Below are 12,905 nucleotides of genomic sequence, written 5' to 3'. Positions count from 1 at the left end.
AGAACAATTTTTAAGAATTAATCACGTTTATAGATATCTTCTAAACGAACAATATCATCTTCACCAAGGTAGTCACCCACTTGTACCTCGATTATTTGAATATCACTATCTGTGAAATTTTCTAACCTATGAACTGCTTCTTTAGGAATAAAAACATGTTCTCCAACACCATACTCTCTTACGCTTTTATCGACTGTTATAGTAGGCGTACCTGTTACAACGACCCAATGCTCCGCTCTTTTAAAGTGCTTTTGTAGTGAAAGCTGTCCTTTAGGCTTTACAGTGATTATTTTAGTTTGACTTTTATCTGTAAAATTTATTGTTTGATAAGTGCCCCAAGGACGCTCATAAATCTTACCAACTTCATTTATATTAGACATTTCAACCCCTATATTTATGGTATTCATTAGCTAACTAACATTATCAAATAAAAGTAGTATTAATTCAAGCTCTCACATGGTGTAAATTTTAATTGACAAAACAAAAAACAGGTCTATAATTCGCTCACCTCATACATGAAGTACGTGAGAATACAGAAACCATATCTAAGTATTTTTGTATGAGCTTATTGCTTTGATTTACGATAGCAACTAACTATCCACCAAAATTCAAAGCACTAAAAAACCAATAAACTAAAAAAATAAAAATCTGTATTTTCAGGTACTTTGTGTAACTTTTTTGGAGGTGGTGTTATGGCATTAGCTAAAACTCTAAAACCTCGCCACATTGAGCTAATAGCTCTTGGCGGCATCATAGGTTCGTGTTTCTTTTTAGGTACAGGATATGTCCTATCAGAAGTTGGTCCAGCAGCTATCATTGCTTATATATTAGCAGGTATCATAGTGTACTGTGTTACCCTATGCTTAGCTGAGTTAACGGCAAACTCACCAAATTCTGGATCGTTTATCCACTATACAGCAAAATATATCTCTCCTTCGATAGCGTGTGGTATGGGCTGGTCATACTGGCTTAATTGGATAATTTATATTCCTTCGGAATGTATAGCTGGTGGAATAATCATGCATACATTTTTGCCTTCTGTACCAACTTATCTGTGGGCAACTCTGTTTGGGCTATTTATAACAATCATAAACCTTACAAAAGTTAAGCTTTTTGGTGAGATTGAGTTCTGGTTAGCTCTTATAAAAATCATCGCTCTTGGTTTGTTTAGTGTAGTGGCTATACTTATATTTTTTAATATTATCAATAATAATACTGGTGGTGTACTAGGTAGCACTTATATCATTGGTGAAGAGGGTTTTTTTCCTAAAGGAAAATTAATCCTAATCACAACAATGCTCATATTACTTGTAAATTTCCAAGGCTCTGAAATCATTGGATTAGCTGCAAGTGAATCTAGTGATGCAGGAAAGCAAATGCCTAAAATTGCTAAACATGTAGCAATAAGAATTGTAGGATTATATGTAATACCAGTATTCTTATTAGCAACAATTTTTCCTTGGCAACAAATGAATTTAAGCGACTCTGTATTTGCTACAGCACTACAATACTATCATCTTGACAAGTTTGCTGGAGCATTTGCGTTTGTAGTACTTGTAGCTGCATTTTCATGTGCAAATAGTGGCTTCTATGCAGCTGTCCGCTCTCTATATGGGCTATCTAGAATGAGAATGGCTCCTAGTATTTTTAGAAGCTTAAATAGCTCTTCAATACCACATTATGCTGTGTATGTCAGTATAGCTGGGATATGGATATTTTTGATACTCTCATTCAAACTATCTGCCTCTGCTGCATTTACAAACTTACTTGCTATGTCAGGCTTCACAGCTACTATTTGCTGGATTTGTATATGTTGGTCGCAATATAACTTTAGAAAACAAATCATGCAAAAAAATGCAGTTGAAAAAATGATATTCAAAACACCTTTATTCCCCTATATACCTCTTTTTGGAATTTGGATACAAGTATTATGCTTAGCACTAACATTATTTAACGAAGATATAAGAGGAGCTTTCTACTTTGGTGCTCCAGCGATGTTTATCCCTTGTTGTGTGTACTTTTTTATCTCGAAAAGAAAGAGTACAAAGATAATTAAAGAACCTATTTTTTTGAAAAAGGTATTTTAAGCATACTTAAAAGAGGTTGAGTAACTTTAGAATCTCTATAATTACTTAACCCTATATCCATTTGAATATGCCCTTTCTTAGGTTGAGCGATATAAGTTCCCATAATCTTATCCCACCAAATTAGATTAAATCCGAAGTTAGAGTTTGTTTCAGATGGTATTGTAGAGTGATGTACCCTATGGGTGTCTGGTGTTACCATAAACAATCTCAACAATTTATCAAACGATTTTGGTAAGCGAATATTGCCATGATTAAACAACGAAGTACCATTTAGAACAATTTCAAAAATGATAACTGCTAACACAGGTGCTCCTATAAGAAGTATCGCCATAAATTTTATTAACATTGACAAAACTATCTCAACAGGATGAAAACGTAGCCCTGTAGTGACATCATAATCTAAATCAATATGATGAACTTTATGAAATCTCCACAACAATGGTAAATAGTGAAATAGTACATGTTGAAGATATATCGTAAAATCTAGAGCTAAAAAAGCTATTACAATCTTAAACCAAACAGGCATATCAAAAAGATTCAATAACCCTAATTTATATTGCTGACAAAATATCGCTACTCCAACAGCAGCTGTAGGAAATAAGATTCTTAATATTAAAGTATCCAAAAATACTAGCAGTAGATTATTATACCAACGAGAGGCTTTAGAAATCTTTAGCTTGCGCATGGGAGCGACAATCTCCCAAATAGAAATCCCAAAAAGAATCAACAGAAAAAAGCTTAATCTAGCTATAACCTCATAACTCATAGCCTAATCCGTAATAACTCCGCACCACATCCTAGCACCTCCGCCACCTAGAGGTTTTGGAGTATCTGAATAATTATCTCCACCTTCATGAATCATCAAACTATGACCCTCTAGTTCTTCTAAAGAATCTAGTCTTGGCGCTACCACAGGCTCAGTCGCTGTACCATCTGCATTTACAACCAATTCTGGTAAATCCCCTTTATGTCCATTGTCATTATAAGGACCAAGATGTTTACCAGTATTATCAGGATCCCAATGCCCTCCTGCAGCCATACCACCATTATCACAACTAGGATTAATATGGATATGCATCCCGTGTACACTTGATGCTGGCAGATTATATAAATAAGGGGTAATCAGCATACCCTCTTGCTTACCATCATGAATGTAAGGAGATATTGTAACCGTGCCCACTTCTTTTTGAGTTTTAACATCTTTCATATGCACAATCAACTCAAAATCATGGCCACGATCATAAGGCTTCTTCCCAGGCAGAAGTGAACAATCCGCTAACAAAAACGTAAACACACTGACACCTAATAATTTATAAAAATTATACATTTTATATACCTCTAAAAATTGTAGTTCATACACAAATAATCATACAAATATTTATTTTTTTAATCTAGAGTTTAAATTGCAATTAATGTTATCAACTATAAAAATATATATAATCTAAAGTATATAGCTAAGAGGAGAACTTTTATGAACAGAATACTATCAATCATTTTCATGATTATTCCATTAGTTAGCTTTGCAGATACACCTAGTTGGCAAAATTTTGATAAACAAAAAGCCTTAGCTAATCTAAATAAGCAACAATACTATGTGACACAAAAAGGTGGCACTGAAAGAGCATTTAACAACAAATACTGGGACAATCATAAACAAGGTATATACGTAGATGTTGTTTCTGGCGAACCTCTATTTAGCTCAACAGACAAATATAACTCTGGAACTGGGTGGCCAAGCTTCACAAAACCCATAAATAATTCATTCATAAAAACGAAGAGTGATAATAGTTGGTTTATGAATAGAACAGAGGTCCTATCTAAGTATGGAGGATCTCATTTAGGTCATGTTTTTGATGATGGTCCGCAACCTACTGGTAAAAGATATTGTATGAATTCTGCAGCCTTAAGATTTATCCCTAAAGATGAGATGAAGAGTGAGGGTTATGGTAAATACTTATACCTGTTTAAATAAAGTATCTCAATATAAGTATAGTTATTTATTAAAAAATAAATAAGTGCTACTATAAAATTATGTAGTATTCAAACTGGAGTAGAGATAATGAACAATCCATTTTTTGGAGAACTTATTTTCAATATTTCCATTTTGCTTTATTGCATCCAGTTCATACCCCAAATCATTCACAATGTAAGAAACAAAAACTCTTTATCCAACATTAGCATGTTGACACAACTTGGAATATTTATCACTGTACTATGTGATATTATCCAAACTATTAGCTTTGGATATGAGTGGCAATATGCTAGTGTTGCTATAATCTACCTTATAGGAGTGTCTATACAACAATTACAAATATCCATTTTTTGCAAAAAATTGCCAGAGATAATTAACTTTAGCTTTATCATTCTATTTGCAATTGCACTACTTGCTATGGGATCGGATAATGACAGCATCTATAATTTAATAGAATATGTTGGATTTACTATAAATACACTTTATTGGCTACCGCAAATTTATAAGAATTATAAACAAAAAAGAGCGGATGGTTTTTGCTTAAGCTTTGTCTTAATAGCACTGGTTGGAACCAGTCTTTATATTGCTAGTAGCTTCATGCTTTTATCAGAACCTACATTTACACCAAATGCACTAATCATTTTGCCTGCAATAACAATTCTTTTAATACAAAAATTCTATTATAAAAAACTATCTTCACAATAAACATAGTACTTATCTAAACAGGTGGATTTTAATCAATTACAAACATATAATTAAATAGAATATTATTAACTTTAGAATTTGATTATTTATTACTTTTATATGGAACTATCAACCAACACTCAAGAGCTTAGCGAATTAATCTTAAACATATCGCTTATAATATATTTAATACAGTTTGTTCCTCAAATCATTTACAATGCAAAAAATAAGAAATCTCTGGATAATATAAGTATGCTTACTCAGTTTAGCATGCTCATATTCACTCTTTGCTGCATTGTACAAATAGTAGACTTAAATCTCGATTGGAGGCTACTTGTTATCTCTATAGGCTATCTAATTGGAATCACAGTACAACAATTACAGATATCTTTTAACAATAAAAGAATGCCCGAAGTAATTAACTTAATTTTTGTTATGCTTATTACAATTGCAATATTAGCAATTCGATATAAGCCTAGTGCTATATATATGATTACAACTATCATCTCTGTCTCAATATGCTTTGTATATTGGTTACCTCAGACATACAAAAACTACAAGCAAAAACATTTTACAGGGTACTGCTTGTTATTTATTGTGCTGGCATGGCTAGGATCTTTATGTCACTTAATAAACAGTTTCTTACTCTCATCCCCTTTGATCATAAAACTCGGATTAATTGCAATAGCTGTAACAATACCTTTATTAGCTTTTCAGAAATTACTATACAGAAACTCTTCGAAGCTAGTTTAAACCAACTACAGAACAAAAAAATAATTCAATCAAGTTTAATACTACATCTTAATAGCCAAAAAAGTTTTTATCTAAAATCAAGATTAGATTAGCTAAATTTACTCATCATTTATGCTATCATAAAAAAATACATCATATATTATTATTAAGTATGTCAGGAAATACTTTCGGTAAAATTTTTACAGTAACAACATGTGGCGAGAGCCATGGTGATTCACTTGCAGCAATTATCGATGGTTGCCCAAGTAATATCCCTCTCTGTGAGGCAGATATACAATTTGAGCTAGATAGGCGTAAGCCAGGTCAATCAAAATTCACAACTCAACGTAAAGAGCCTGATGAGGTTAAAATCATCTCAGGTGTTTTTGAAGGCAAAACAACTGGAACACCGATAGGTCTAATAATAAAGAATCAAGATCAAAAATCAAAAGATTATGGTGAAATAAAAGATAAATTTCGCCCAGGCCATGCCGATTATACATATTTCAAAAAGTATGGGATTCGTGACTATCGCGGTGGAGGAAGGTCTTCTGCTAGAGAGACAGCAATGCGTGTTGCAGCTGGTGCAATAGCAAAAAAAATACTAAAACATAATGGTATTGAGGTTTTTGGTTTCTGCTCCCAAATTGGTGATCTTAAGATCAACTTTATAGAAAAAAACTTTATTAATGAAAATCCATTTTTCATAGCAAATAGAGATGCTATTACAAATTGTGAAAGCTTAATTCACAATATTCGTAAGCAAGGAGACTCGATTGGTGCAGAGGTTACAGTCATCGCTACTGGCTTAGAAGCAGGACTTGGCAGACCAGTTTTTGATAGGCTTGACGCTACTATTGCTTACGCTATGATGAGTATAAATGCTGTAAAAGCTGTAAGTATCGGTGATGGCTTTGACTGTGTTGCTCAAAAAGGTAGTGAACATCGCGATGAAATAACTCAAAACCAAGGTTTCTTAACAAACCATGCCGGTGGAATCTTAGGTGGAATTTCCACAGGGCAAGACATAATTACTAAGCTTGCATTCAAACCAACATCAAGCATTTTACAACCTGGTAAAAGTATAGATGTAAATGGTAATGATACTACAGTTATCACAAAAGGTAGACATGACCCTTGTGTCGGTATTAGAGGTGTTCCTATAGCTGAAGCTATGCTTGCACTAGTTTTGGTTGATGAATTACTAATCACTAACTCTTACGGGAAATAACCATGACACAGGCTGAATTTTGGAATCTCCTAATGGAATGGGGATATTTGGCGGTAATATTGGCAGTCTTTATTGAAGGAGAGATATTTCTTATTATGGTTGGCATCGCCACAGCTGCTGCAATGTTTAATTATCCCCTAGTTATATTAGCTGCTACAATTGGTGCTATACTTCATGACAATACTATTTTTACAGTTTCTAAGCTTATGGGCGAAAGAATCTTAACAAAAAAAGCTTCATGGCATTACAAAGCCCAAAAAGCTTTAGCAATCTTAGACAAGCATGAAACATTAGCAATTCTAAGCATAAGGTTTTTATATGGTTTAAGAACAGTTACTATTTTGATTGTAGGTATTAGCAAAGTAAAAAGATTTAAATTTATGACTTTAGATGCTATCAGTAGCTTTATTTGGTCAACTATATATATATCTTTAGGATATATTTTTGGCAACGCTTTATTACAGCTAGTAGATAAAGCTGATATCAAACACTGGATATATGAACACAAATTTCTATCTATACTTATCCTTATTCTTATTTCTAGCATTTCATATTTCATTTATAGAAAAATTCGCTTAAAGGCTAGGAGGCATATAAAATGAGTAGATTAGACCTTCTAAAGAAAGGCTCTTCGAGTAGTCAAAAAAAAGCTAATACTAAAAGCAATCCTCGTGGTGGAATGTTAGGTCAAAAACCACAAAAGTCTCAACAAAGCTTAGATGAACTATCTGATGATATTTTACAAGAAGATGATTTTGAAAATGATTTGGCTGATAATACTACTGATGAATATGAAGTAGATGATGATATTGATGATAATATTGATGATGAAAATGTAAATATTATTGAAATTGATCTTGGAGATAATAAAGGACTTGACATAGATCCTGAACTTATTGATGAAGATGATGAAAGTAGCGAAGTCCTAGATGAAAATAATATAGGTAATGATCAAGTCGAAATAAAAGATGAAGATGAAACTAGTGAAATTGTAGAAGGACACGCAGGTGTTGACTATAGTGAAGATGATATTAAGTTTGAAAAAGAATATATGTTTGATCAACGTGAACAGCTATATAACCACTTCGTAAAACTTATTAAAAATGGTGGAATAGAAATTAGTAGCTCTAAACTATTATATTTACATGATATAGTAAGAGTGTCTGTAACCTTATCTGAACTAAAGGAACAAGTAGGTTGTGAGGCTCAAGTTATTTCCGTATTCCCACCAAGTATTACAGTTAATGATAAGAATCCAGAAAAATATCGCTATATTGTACAATTCATTGGTCCTAATGCCTCTGAAACAGAAAGAGTACTATCTAAGTACTTATTAGGTTATAAGGCAAAGTAAATTAAGCTATGGCTAAGCAAAAAACTATATTTATTTGTCAAGAGTGTGGAGCTACTTCTCCTAGATGGCAAGGACAGTGTCATAGCTGTAATCAATGGAACACTTTTGTTGAAGAGATCAAACCTGATTCAAAAAAAACACCCATAGCTAGATCTGGTTTTGCTGGCAGCATTTCAAAAGCTACAGCACTAGCTGATATCAAAGGTAAAGAGCACTCTAGAATGTCTACGCATATATCCGAATTTGATAGAGTCCTAGGTGGAGGAATTGTTAAGGGGTCTGTAACACTGGTTGGAGGGGAGCCAGGTATAGGCAAATCTTCGATACTTCTACAAATCATGTCTTTTTTATCTTTACAAAAGAAAGTTTTATATGTCAGTGGTGAAGAGTCTCTTGAACAGATAGCGCTACGAGCAGAAAGGTTAAATCTCCCAAAAGATAATCTACTAGTAATGTGTGAGACAAACATAGAGCAAATCGCTAGCTATATGATAGAACATAAACCAGAAGTGGTTGTAGTAGACTCAATCCAAACCATGTATAACCCTGATATATCATCTATGGTTGGTGGTGTATCACAAGTAAGAGAATCGGCAGCGTATATTACTCAAATTGCAAAACAATATCAAATATCTGTTTTTTTGGTAGGACATGTCACTAAATCTGGAGAGGTTGCAGGACCAAGGGTATTAGAGCACATAGTTGATGCTGTAATATTTATAGAGTCCCAAGACAACGGCAGATACCGAATGATGCGTGCCTTAAAAAACAGGTTTGGTGCCGTAAATGAAATCGGTGTCTTTGCAATGACTGATAAAGGAATGAAAGAAGTTAAGAATCCCTCGGCAATATTTCTAAATAATGGTCGTTCAAACTTAATCGGTAGTGTTATAGTTTCAGTTTGGGAAGGTACACGTCCTCTACTTGTTGAGCTACAATCATTAGTTGTCGACAAAAATATCAATCAGCCTCCTCGAAGATTATGTGTAGGTATTGATAGTAACCGTCTAGCAATGATACTAGCAGTTATTCAACGCTATATGCATATTGATTTATATGATAAGGATGTATTTTTAAATGTTGTCGGCGGTATAAAGATTAATGAAACAAGCATTGATTTAGCGCTAATACTGATTATATATTCCAGTATCAAAGAAATTGAGATTCCTGATGATATGCTTATAATGGGTGAAGTTGGCTTATCAGGCGAAATTAGACCGATTCCGTATGGTGTAGAACGAATAAATGAGGCAAAAAAACATGGGTTTAAAAAAATCATCATACCTCAATCCAATTTTTCAAAATCTCTAAAAACAGAAGGCGTAGAGGTCATCGGCATAACAAAACTGAATCAAATTAAAGACATAATAACAGGATAGAAAATGGAATTTTTAGCAAGTATTAATTTTTTAGATATTTTGTTGGTAATCGTAATTTTAATATTAAGCCTATTTGCAGCTGTCAAAGGACTTTTTAAAAACATAGTACTATTAATACTAATGGTATTTGCCGTAATAATGTCAGGTATCTTAGCTCAAAAGGTACAACTTGCGTACATCAATTCATTAATAGAAGATCCTCCAACAGCCTATGTTGTATCATTCATATTAGTTCTAGTCTGTGCATATCTCATAATCTTTGGTGTAATGAAAGTATTTATGCGCAATAACAAAGAAAAGGAAAGCTTATCAAATACACTTTTAGCATTTTTTATAGCTTTAGTGCGTTTTGGCTTTATATTCGCAATTGCCTGCTCAACACTCAATTCTTTCGACTCTGTAAAAGATAATTCACTATGGGAAAACTCTATACTTGTCAAACCATTCGTCAAAGTAGGAGATTATGCATTTAATACAAAAGTAAAAATGCAACAGACAAATCTAAAAGACTATGTACCTAAGCAAGCAGCTGGAGGAGATTAATTTTCATTTTTCAACTGTCTAGTCATAAGTTGTCTGACCATATCTTTGGGATCTACATTCTCATATAAGACTCTATACGTAGCAAATACCAAAGGCATATCGACTCCATGCTTTTGAGCAAGCTTATACACTGCTATAGCAGTAGAATATCCTTCAACAACGTTATTTACTTTATGTAAAGACTCCTCTATAGTCATACCTTGACCTAGGTAGTATCCAAATCTACGGTTACGCGATTGATTGTCTGAACAAGTGAGCAACAAATCACCAAGACAGCTCAAGCCCATAAATGTTTCAACATTAGCTCCGAGTTTAAGTCCTAATTTTTTAATTTCTGCCAGACCTCTTGTAATTAGTGCTGCATGAGCATTAACACCAAAATCCATACCAGCAGCAGTACCTGCGGCAATAGCCAAAACATTCTTAACAGCACCACCAACTTGAGCACCTATAATATCAGTAGTTGTATAACACCTAAAATTCTCATTACTGAAAAGCTTTTGGGTATATTTAGCATATTCAATATCTTTAGATGCTACTACAACAGCAGTTGGAAGCTTATTAGCTACCTCTTTGGCAAAGCTTGGACCAGTTAATAAAGCGAATTTTGTATTTGGAATAATATCTTCTGCTATTTCACTCAATAGAGCATAAGTATCATGACAAAATCCTTTCGTAGCACTAATAATATTTTGGTGAGGTAATATACAGTCTCTTAGCTCTAAAATAATCTTTTTAAAGCCTGAGCTTGGAGTAGCGACTAATATGTCATCGAAATCATCAATACTAGCCTTCCAGTCTTGTATAGCTGTTAAAGTATCTGGGAATTTTTCTATACTTGGTAAATATTTTTGGTTATTACCTTCTGTAAGCATCTGATCATTATGCTCTTTTTTCCAAGAATTGATTCTTACTTCGTGGCCTTTATAAGCTAACTGTAATGCCAGTGCAGTACCCCAAGCACCAGCCCCTAATACAAGTATATTTTTTTTCATCTTAGCCTCTATCAATTACATTTCACTTTCTACTGAATATATTGTAACATTTGCGTCTAATAAAAAAGTATAGTTCGTGGCCAAATATTTAATGAGACGACTACTAGCAGATCTTAAAGAAGTTATTATTCAAAATAATCTAGCAATAAAAATTACCCTTCTTTGCTCAATTACTGCATACGCATACTTTATAGCATCTTGGACAATATCTATTGATACCGAGCTTGCAACATACGGTTTAGGTAATAGTAAGTATCTATACCCATTAGATGTACAATTTTTAAGGCTTGGAAGACCTATACTTAGTTTAATAGTTTCGATAATTGGAACAGTACCAATTCCTTACTTTAATTCCATATTGGCTTTAGGTTTTATCTTCTGCTCTTATATAGTCTGGATAGCAATACTCAATAACATTAGCAACAATAAACTATCAACAATCATCTTCGGATTGTTTTACCTTATATCTCCGGTATATATTTTTCAACTGAATTTCGTTAACCAAAGTATAGAAATAGGACTAGGTTTTTTATTAAGCTCGCTATCAGTATATTTTTTAGCACAACTTTTCCAAAAAGAAAATTGGCTTACTAATATACTACTTAGTAGTCTTATGATATATTTTGCTCTGGGTATATATCAATCTTTTATAGTTTACTATATAGAAGGTATGATAACTGTGTTGATATTAAACTCCATCAAAAAAAATCTGACTCCTAAAGAGGTAGTTGGCTTTTTTTATTATTCCATTTTCGTGGCTATAATTGCCTTAGTGCTATATTTTATTACAACGCATATATCTTACTTTTTTGTTGGTAAGTCAAATTATCTTACTAATTTTTACGATGGTTGGCATACTACTAACTTAGCAAATCAATTAAGTCTATTATTTAGATATATACTAAACACACTAGATTCAAGCCTTACAATTAGTTACGGCTTATGCTATATCATACTATTAGCATTGATGTTCAAACTTAAAAAACTTGATAGTTTTATAGTTTTAATTGGTATTATTACACCCCTATTACTCCCAATAGTCCTTATATCGCCAATGCCATTAAGAATTTTATTTACTATACCACTTAGTATAGCGATGCTAGCGAGTGTTTGTTTTGAAATATTTAGAAGAAAAAAACTTATATTAATAGTAGCCATAATAATAGCTTTAATAAACTTCAAGCAAATATGTCTCTTGACTTACAGTAAAAATATGGCACAAGCATATAACCAAAGAACTCTAAATTCTTTATACCAAAACATCTATGATAAAATAGGCACAAAAATATATAATACGGCAATCATTTTCATCGCCTCAAAGCATATTGACAATAGTTACTTTATAAAAACAACTATAAACCAACCCTTTTACTTAAATAGCAATCTTGATTTATTTAGCAGTATATTCCCTGATAGCTCATGGCAAGAAAGTAATCTAAACCATAGAGTTTATTACTTTCTCCACTGGCTGAATGACTACTACAAAATGCCTACAGAGAAGCAAATTGATATAGCTAAAAAAATATCAATAAACTTACCAGTATACCCTCAACAAGGCTCTATTATTAAAAATGACAATAGTATTATCATTAAGCTCAGCAATTAAAAACAATACTTTCTTGTATATAGATTATGACTAATTTCTCTTTTGTACTCTATAGTTGTTAAACTGTAAATACCTATATTATATAAGTTTTTCTTATCAGCACCATAAATTCAATATATTTAACTTTATAGGAATATACTGGGATAATACACACATCAAATATTAGAAAGTATTTTAGGTAATAAAAATGAAAAAAATTATGTTTGCGGCAGTATCAATTTTTAGTATTATTTCGGTGTCTAATGCTAGTAACTTACATCAGATAAATAGTTTTTCATCTAAGTCATTTCCAGCACCTGTAATAATATTGGCGGAATAAAAG

15 protein-coding genes are annotated in these 12,905 nt (G+C 32.7%); 11 read left to right on the top strand and 4 right to left on the bottom strand.

All coding sequences use genetic code 11. The annotated features are described in order from the left end of the window. Window positions 1-17: 17 nt before the first annotated feature. Window positions 18-380: a phosphomannose isomerase type II C-terminal cupin domain gene (locus FQ699_RS07850; protein ID WP_146421838.1), complete on the bottom strand. Its 363-nt coding sequence runs from the start codon at window positions 378-380 to the stop codon at window positions 18-20. Between the two features lie 312 nt (window positions 381-692). Between FQ699_RS07850 and FQ699_RS07845 the strand changes: the two genes are divergently transcribed. Further along, window positions 693-2,087 carry an amino acid permease gene (locus FQ699_RS07845; RefSeq protein WP_146421837.1) on the top strand — a complete coding sequence of 465 codons (1,395 nt, stop codon included), beginning with the start codon at window positions 693-695 and terminating at the stop codon, window positions 2,085-2,087. Here the strand turns inward: FQ699_RS07845 and FQ699_RS07840 are convergent. Both FQ699_RS07840 and FQ699_RS07835 read right to left on the bottom strand, forming a co-directional pair. Further along, window positions 2,062-2,853, bottom strand: a complete 792-nt coding sequence (locus FQ699_RS07840; RefSeq protein WP_146421836.1) for a sterol desaturase family protein — start codon at window positions 2,851-2,853, stop codon at window positions 2,062-2,064. The two genes, FQ699_RS07845 and FQ699_RS07840, sit on opposite strands and share 26 nt — an antisense overlap. A gap of 3 nt (window positions 2,854-2,856) precedes the next feature. Then, window positions 2,857-3,414, bottom strand: coding sequence for a superoxide dismutase family protein (locus FQ699_RS07835; RefSeq protein ID WP_146421835.1), 558 nt, complete (start codon window positions 3,412-3,414; stop codon window positions 2,857-2,859). A gap of 144 nt (window positions 3,415-3,558) precedes the next feature. Here FQ699_RS07835 and msrB point away from each other — a divergent pair, with 144 nt between their 5' ends. From msrB to FQ699_RS07795, 8 genes are all read left to right on the top strand, one after another. Continuing rightward, on the top strand, window positions 3,559-4,059 hold the full coding sequence (gene msrB / locus FQ699_RS07830; RefSeq protein WP_146421834.1) for a peptide-methionine (R)-S-oxide reductase MsrB: 501 nt from the start codon (window positions 3,559-3,561) through the stop codon (window positions 4,057-4,059). Between the two features lie 87 nt (window positions 4,060-4,146). Further along, window positions 4,147-4,764 (top strand): PQ-loop repeat-containing protein, encoded by a 618-nt coding sequence (locus FQ699_RS07825; RefSeq protein WP_013922195.1) that lies wholly within the window; start codon window positions 4,147-4,149, stop codon window positions 4,762-4,764. A gap of 99 nt (window positions 4,765-4,863) precedes the next feature. Continuing rightward, a complete protein-coding gene (locus FQ699_RS07820; protein WP_146421833.1) occupies window positions 4,864-5,496 on the top strand; it encodes a PQ-loop domain-containing transporter in 633 nt (210 codons plus the stop codon). Between the two features lie 151 nt (window positions 5,497-5,647). Continuing rightward, a complete protein-coding gene (gene aroC / locus FQ699_RS07815; RefSeq protein ID WP_146421832.1) occupies window positions 5,648-6,706 on the top strand; it encodes a chorismate synthase in 1,059 nt (352 codons plus the stop codon). Between the two features lie 2 nt (window positions 6,707-6,708). Further along, window positions 6,709-7,308 (top strand): DedA family protein, encoded by a 600-nt coding sequence (locus FQ699_RS07810; RefSeq protein ID WP_146421831.1) that lies wholly within the window; start codon window positions 6,709-6,711, stop codon window positions 7,306-7,308. After that, window positions 7,305-8,060, top strand: a complete 756-nt coding sequence (locus FQ699_RS07805) for a PilZ domain-containing protein (RefSeq protein ID WP_146421830.1) — start codon at window positions 7,305-7,307, stop codon at window positions 8,058-8,060. Before FQ699_RS07810 ends, FQ699_RS07805 begins: the two co-directional genes overlap by 4 nt. Window positions 8,061-8,068: 8 nt before the next feature. Further along, a complete protein-coding gene (radA, locus tag FQ699_RS07800) occupies window positions 8,069-9,439 on the top strand; it encodes a DNA repair protein RadA (RefSeq protein ID WP_146421829.1) in 1,371 nt (456 codons plus the stop codon). A gap of 3 nt (window positions 9,440-9,442) precedes the next feature. Then, a complete protein-coding gene (locus tag FQ699_RS07795; RefSeq protein ID WP_044525650.1) occupies window positions 9,443-9,982 on the top strand; it encodes a CvpA family protein in 540 nt (179 codons plus the stop codon). Here FQ699_RS07795 and FQ699_RS07790 read toward each other — a convergent pair. Beyond that, window positions 9,979-10,977 carry an NAD(P)H-dependent glycerol-3-phosphate dehydrogenase gene (locus FQ699_RS07790; protein ID WP_146421828.1) on the bottom strand — a complete coding sequence of 333 codons (999 nt, stop codon included), beginning with the start codon at window positions 10,975-10,977 and terminating at the stop codon, window positions 9,979-9,981. The genes FQ699_RS07795 and FQ699_RS07790 overlap by 4 nt on opposite strands. A gap of 91 nt (window positions 10,978-11,068) precedes the next feature. On the opposite strand from FQ699_RS07790, the gene FQ699_RS07785 reads away from it, so the two are divergent. Continuing rightward, window positions 11,069-12,583 (top strand): glucosyltransferase domain-containing protein, encoded by a 1,515-nt coding sequence (locus FQ699_RS07785; RefSeq protein WP_146421827.1) that lies wholly within the window; start codon window positions 11,069-11,071, stop codon window positions 12,581-12,583. A gap of 187 nt (window positions 12,584-12,770) precedes the next feature. Then, window positions 12,771-12,902, top strand: coding sequence for a hypothetical protein (locus FQ699_RS09815; RefSeq protein WP_257217894.1), 132 nt, complete (start codon window positions 12,771-12,773; stop codon window positions 12,900-12,902). Window positions 12,903-12,905 lie beyond the last annotated feature (3 nt).

Source organism: Francisella salimarina, assembly GCF_007923265.1.
In the GTDB taxonomy this organism is placed as follows: Bacteria; Pseudomonadota; Gammaproteobacteria; order Francisellales; family Francisellaceae; genus Francisella; species Francisella salimarina.
The sequence above is the reverse complement of the archived record's forward strand: the minus strand, read 5'-3'. Positions and strand labels throughout refer to the sequence as shown.

Coding starts and splice junctions, on each gene's coding strand:
- FQ699_RS07850 (WP_146421838.1), bottom strand. CDS start 380: ATGTCTAATATAAATGAAGTTGGTAAGATTTATGAGCGTCCTTGGGGC.
- FQ699_RS07845 (WP_146421837.1), top strand. CDS start 693: ATGGCATTAGCTAAAACTCTAAAACCTCGCCACATTGAGCTAATAGCT.
- FQ699_RS07840 (WP_146421836.1), bottom strand. CDS start 2,853: ATGAGTTATGAGGTTATAGCTAGATTAAGCTTTTTTCTGTTGATTCTT.
- FQ699_RS07835 (WP_146421835.1), bottom strand. CDS start 3,414: ATGTATAATTTTTATAAATTATTAGGTGTCAGTGTGTTTACGTTTTTG.
- msrB (WP_146421834.1), top strand. CDS start 3,559: ATGAACAGAATACTATCAATCATTTTCATGATTATTCCATTAGTTAGC.
- FQ699_RS07825 (WP_013922195.1), top strand. CDS start 4,147: ATGAACAATCCATTTTTTGGAGAACTTATTTTCAATATTTCCATTTTG.
- FQ699_RS07820 (WP_146421833.1), top strand. CDS start 4,864: ATGGAACTATCAACCAACACTCAAGAGCTTAGCGAATTAATCTTAAAC.
- aroC (WP_146421832.1), top strand. CDS start 5,648: ATGTCAGGAAATACTTTCGGTAAAATTTTTACAGTAACAACATGTGGC.
- FQ699_RS07810 (WP_146421831.1), top strand. CDS start 6,709: ATGACACAGGCTGAATTTTGGAATCTCCTAATGGAATGGGGATATTTG.
- FQ699_RS07805 (WP_146421830.1), top strand. CDS start 7,305: ATGAGTAGATTAGACCTTCTAAAGAAAGGCTCTTCGAGTAGTCAAAAA.
- radA (WP_146421829.1), top strand. CDS start 8,069: ATGGCTAAGCAAAAAACTATATTTATTTGTCAAGAGTGTGGAGCTACT.
- FQ699_RS07795 (WP_044525650.1), top strand. CDS start 9,443: ATGGAATTTTTAGCAAGTATTAATTTTTTAGATATTTTGTTGGTAATC.
- FQ699_RS07790 (WP_146421828.1), bottom strand. CDS start 10,977: ATGAAAAAAAATATACTTGTATTAGGGGCTGGTGCTTGGGGTACTGCA.
- FQ699_RS07785 (WP_146421827.1), top strand. CDS start 11,069: ATGAGACGACTACTAGCAGATCTTAAAGAAGTTATTATTCAAAATAAT.
- FQ699_RS09815 (WP_257217894.1), top strand. CDS start 12,771: ATGAAAAAAATTATGTTTGCGGCAGTATCAATTTTTAGTATTATTTCG.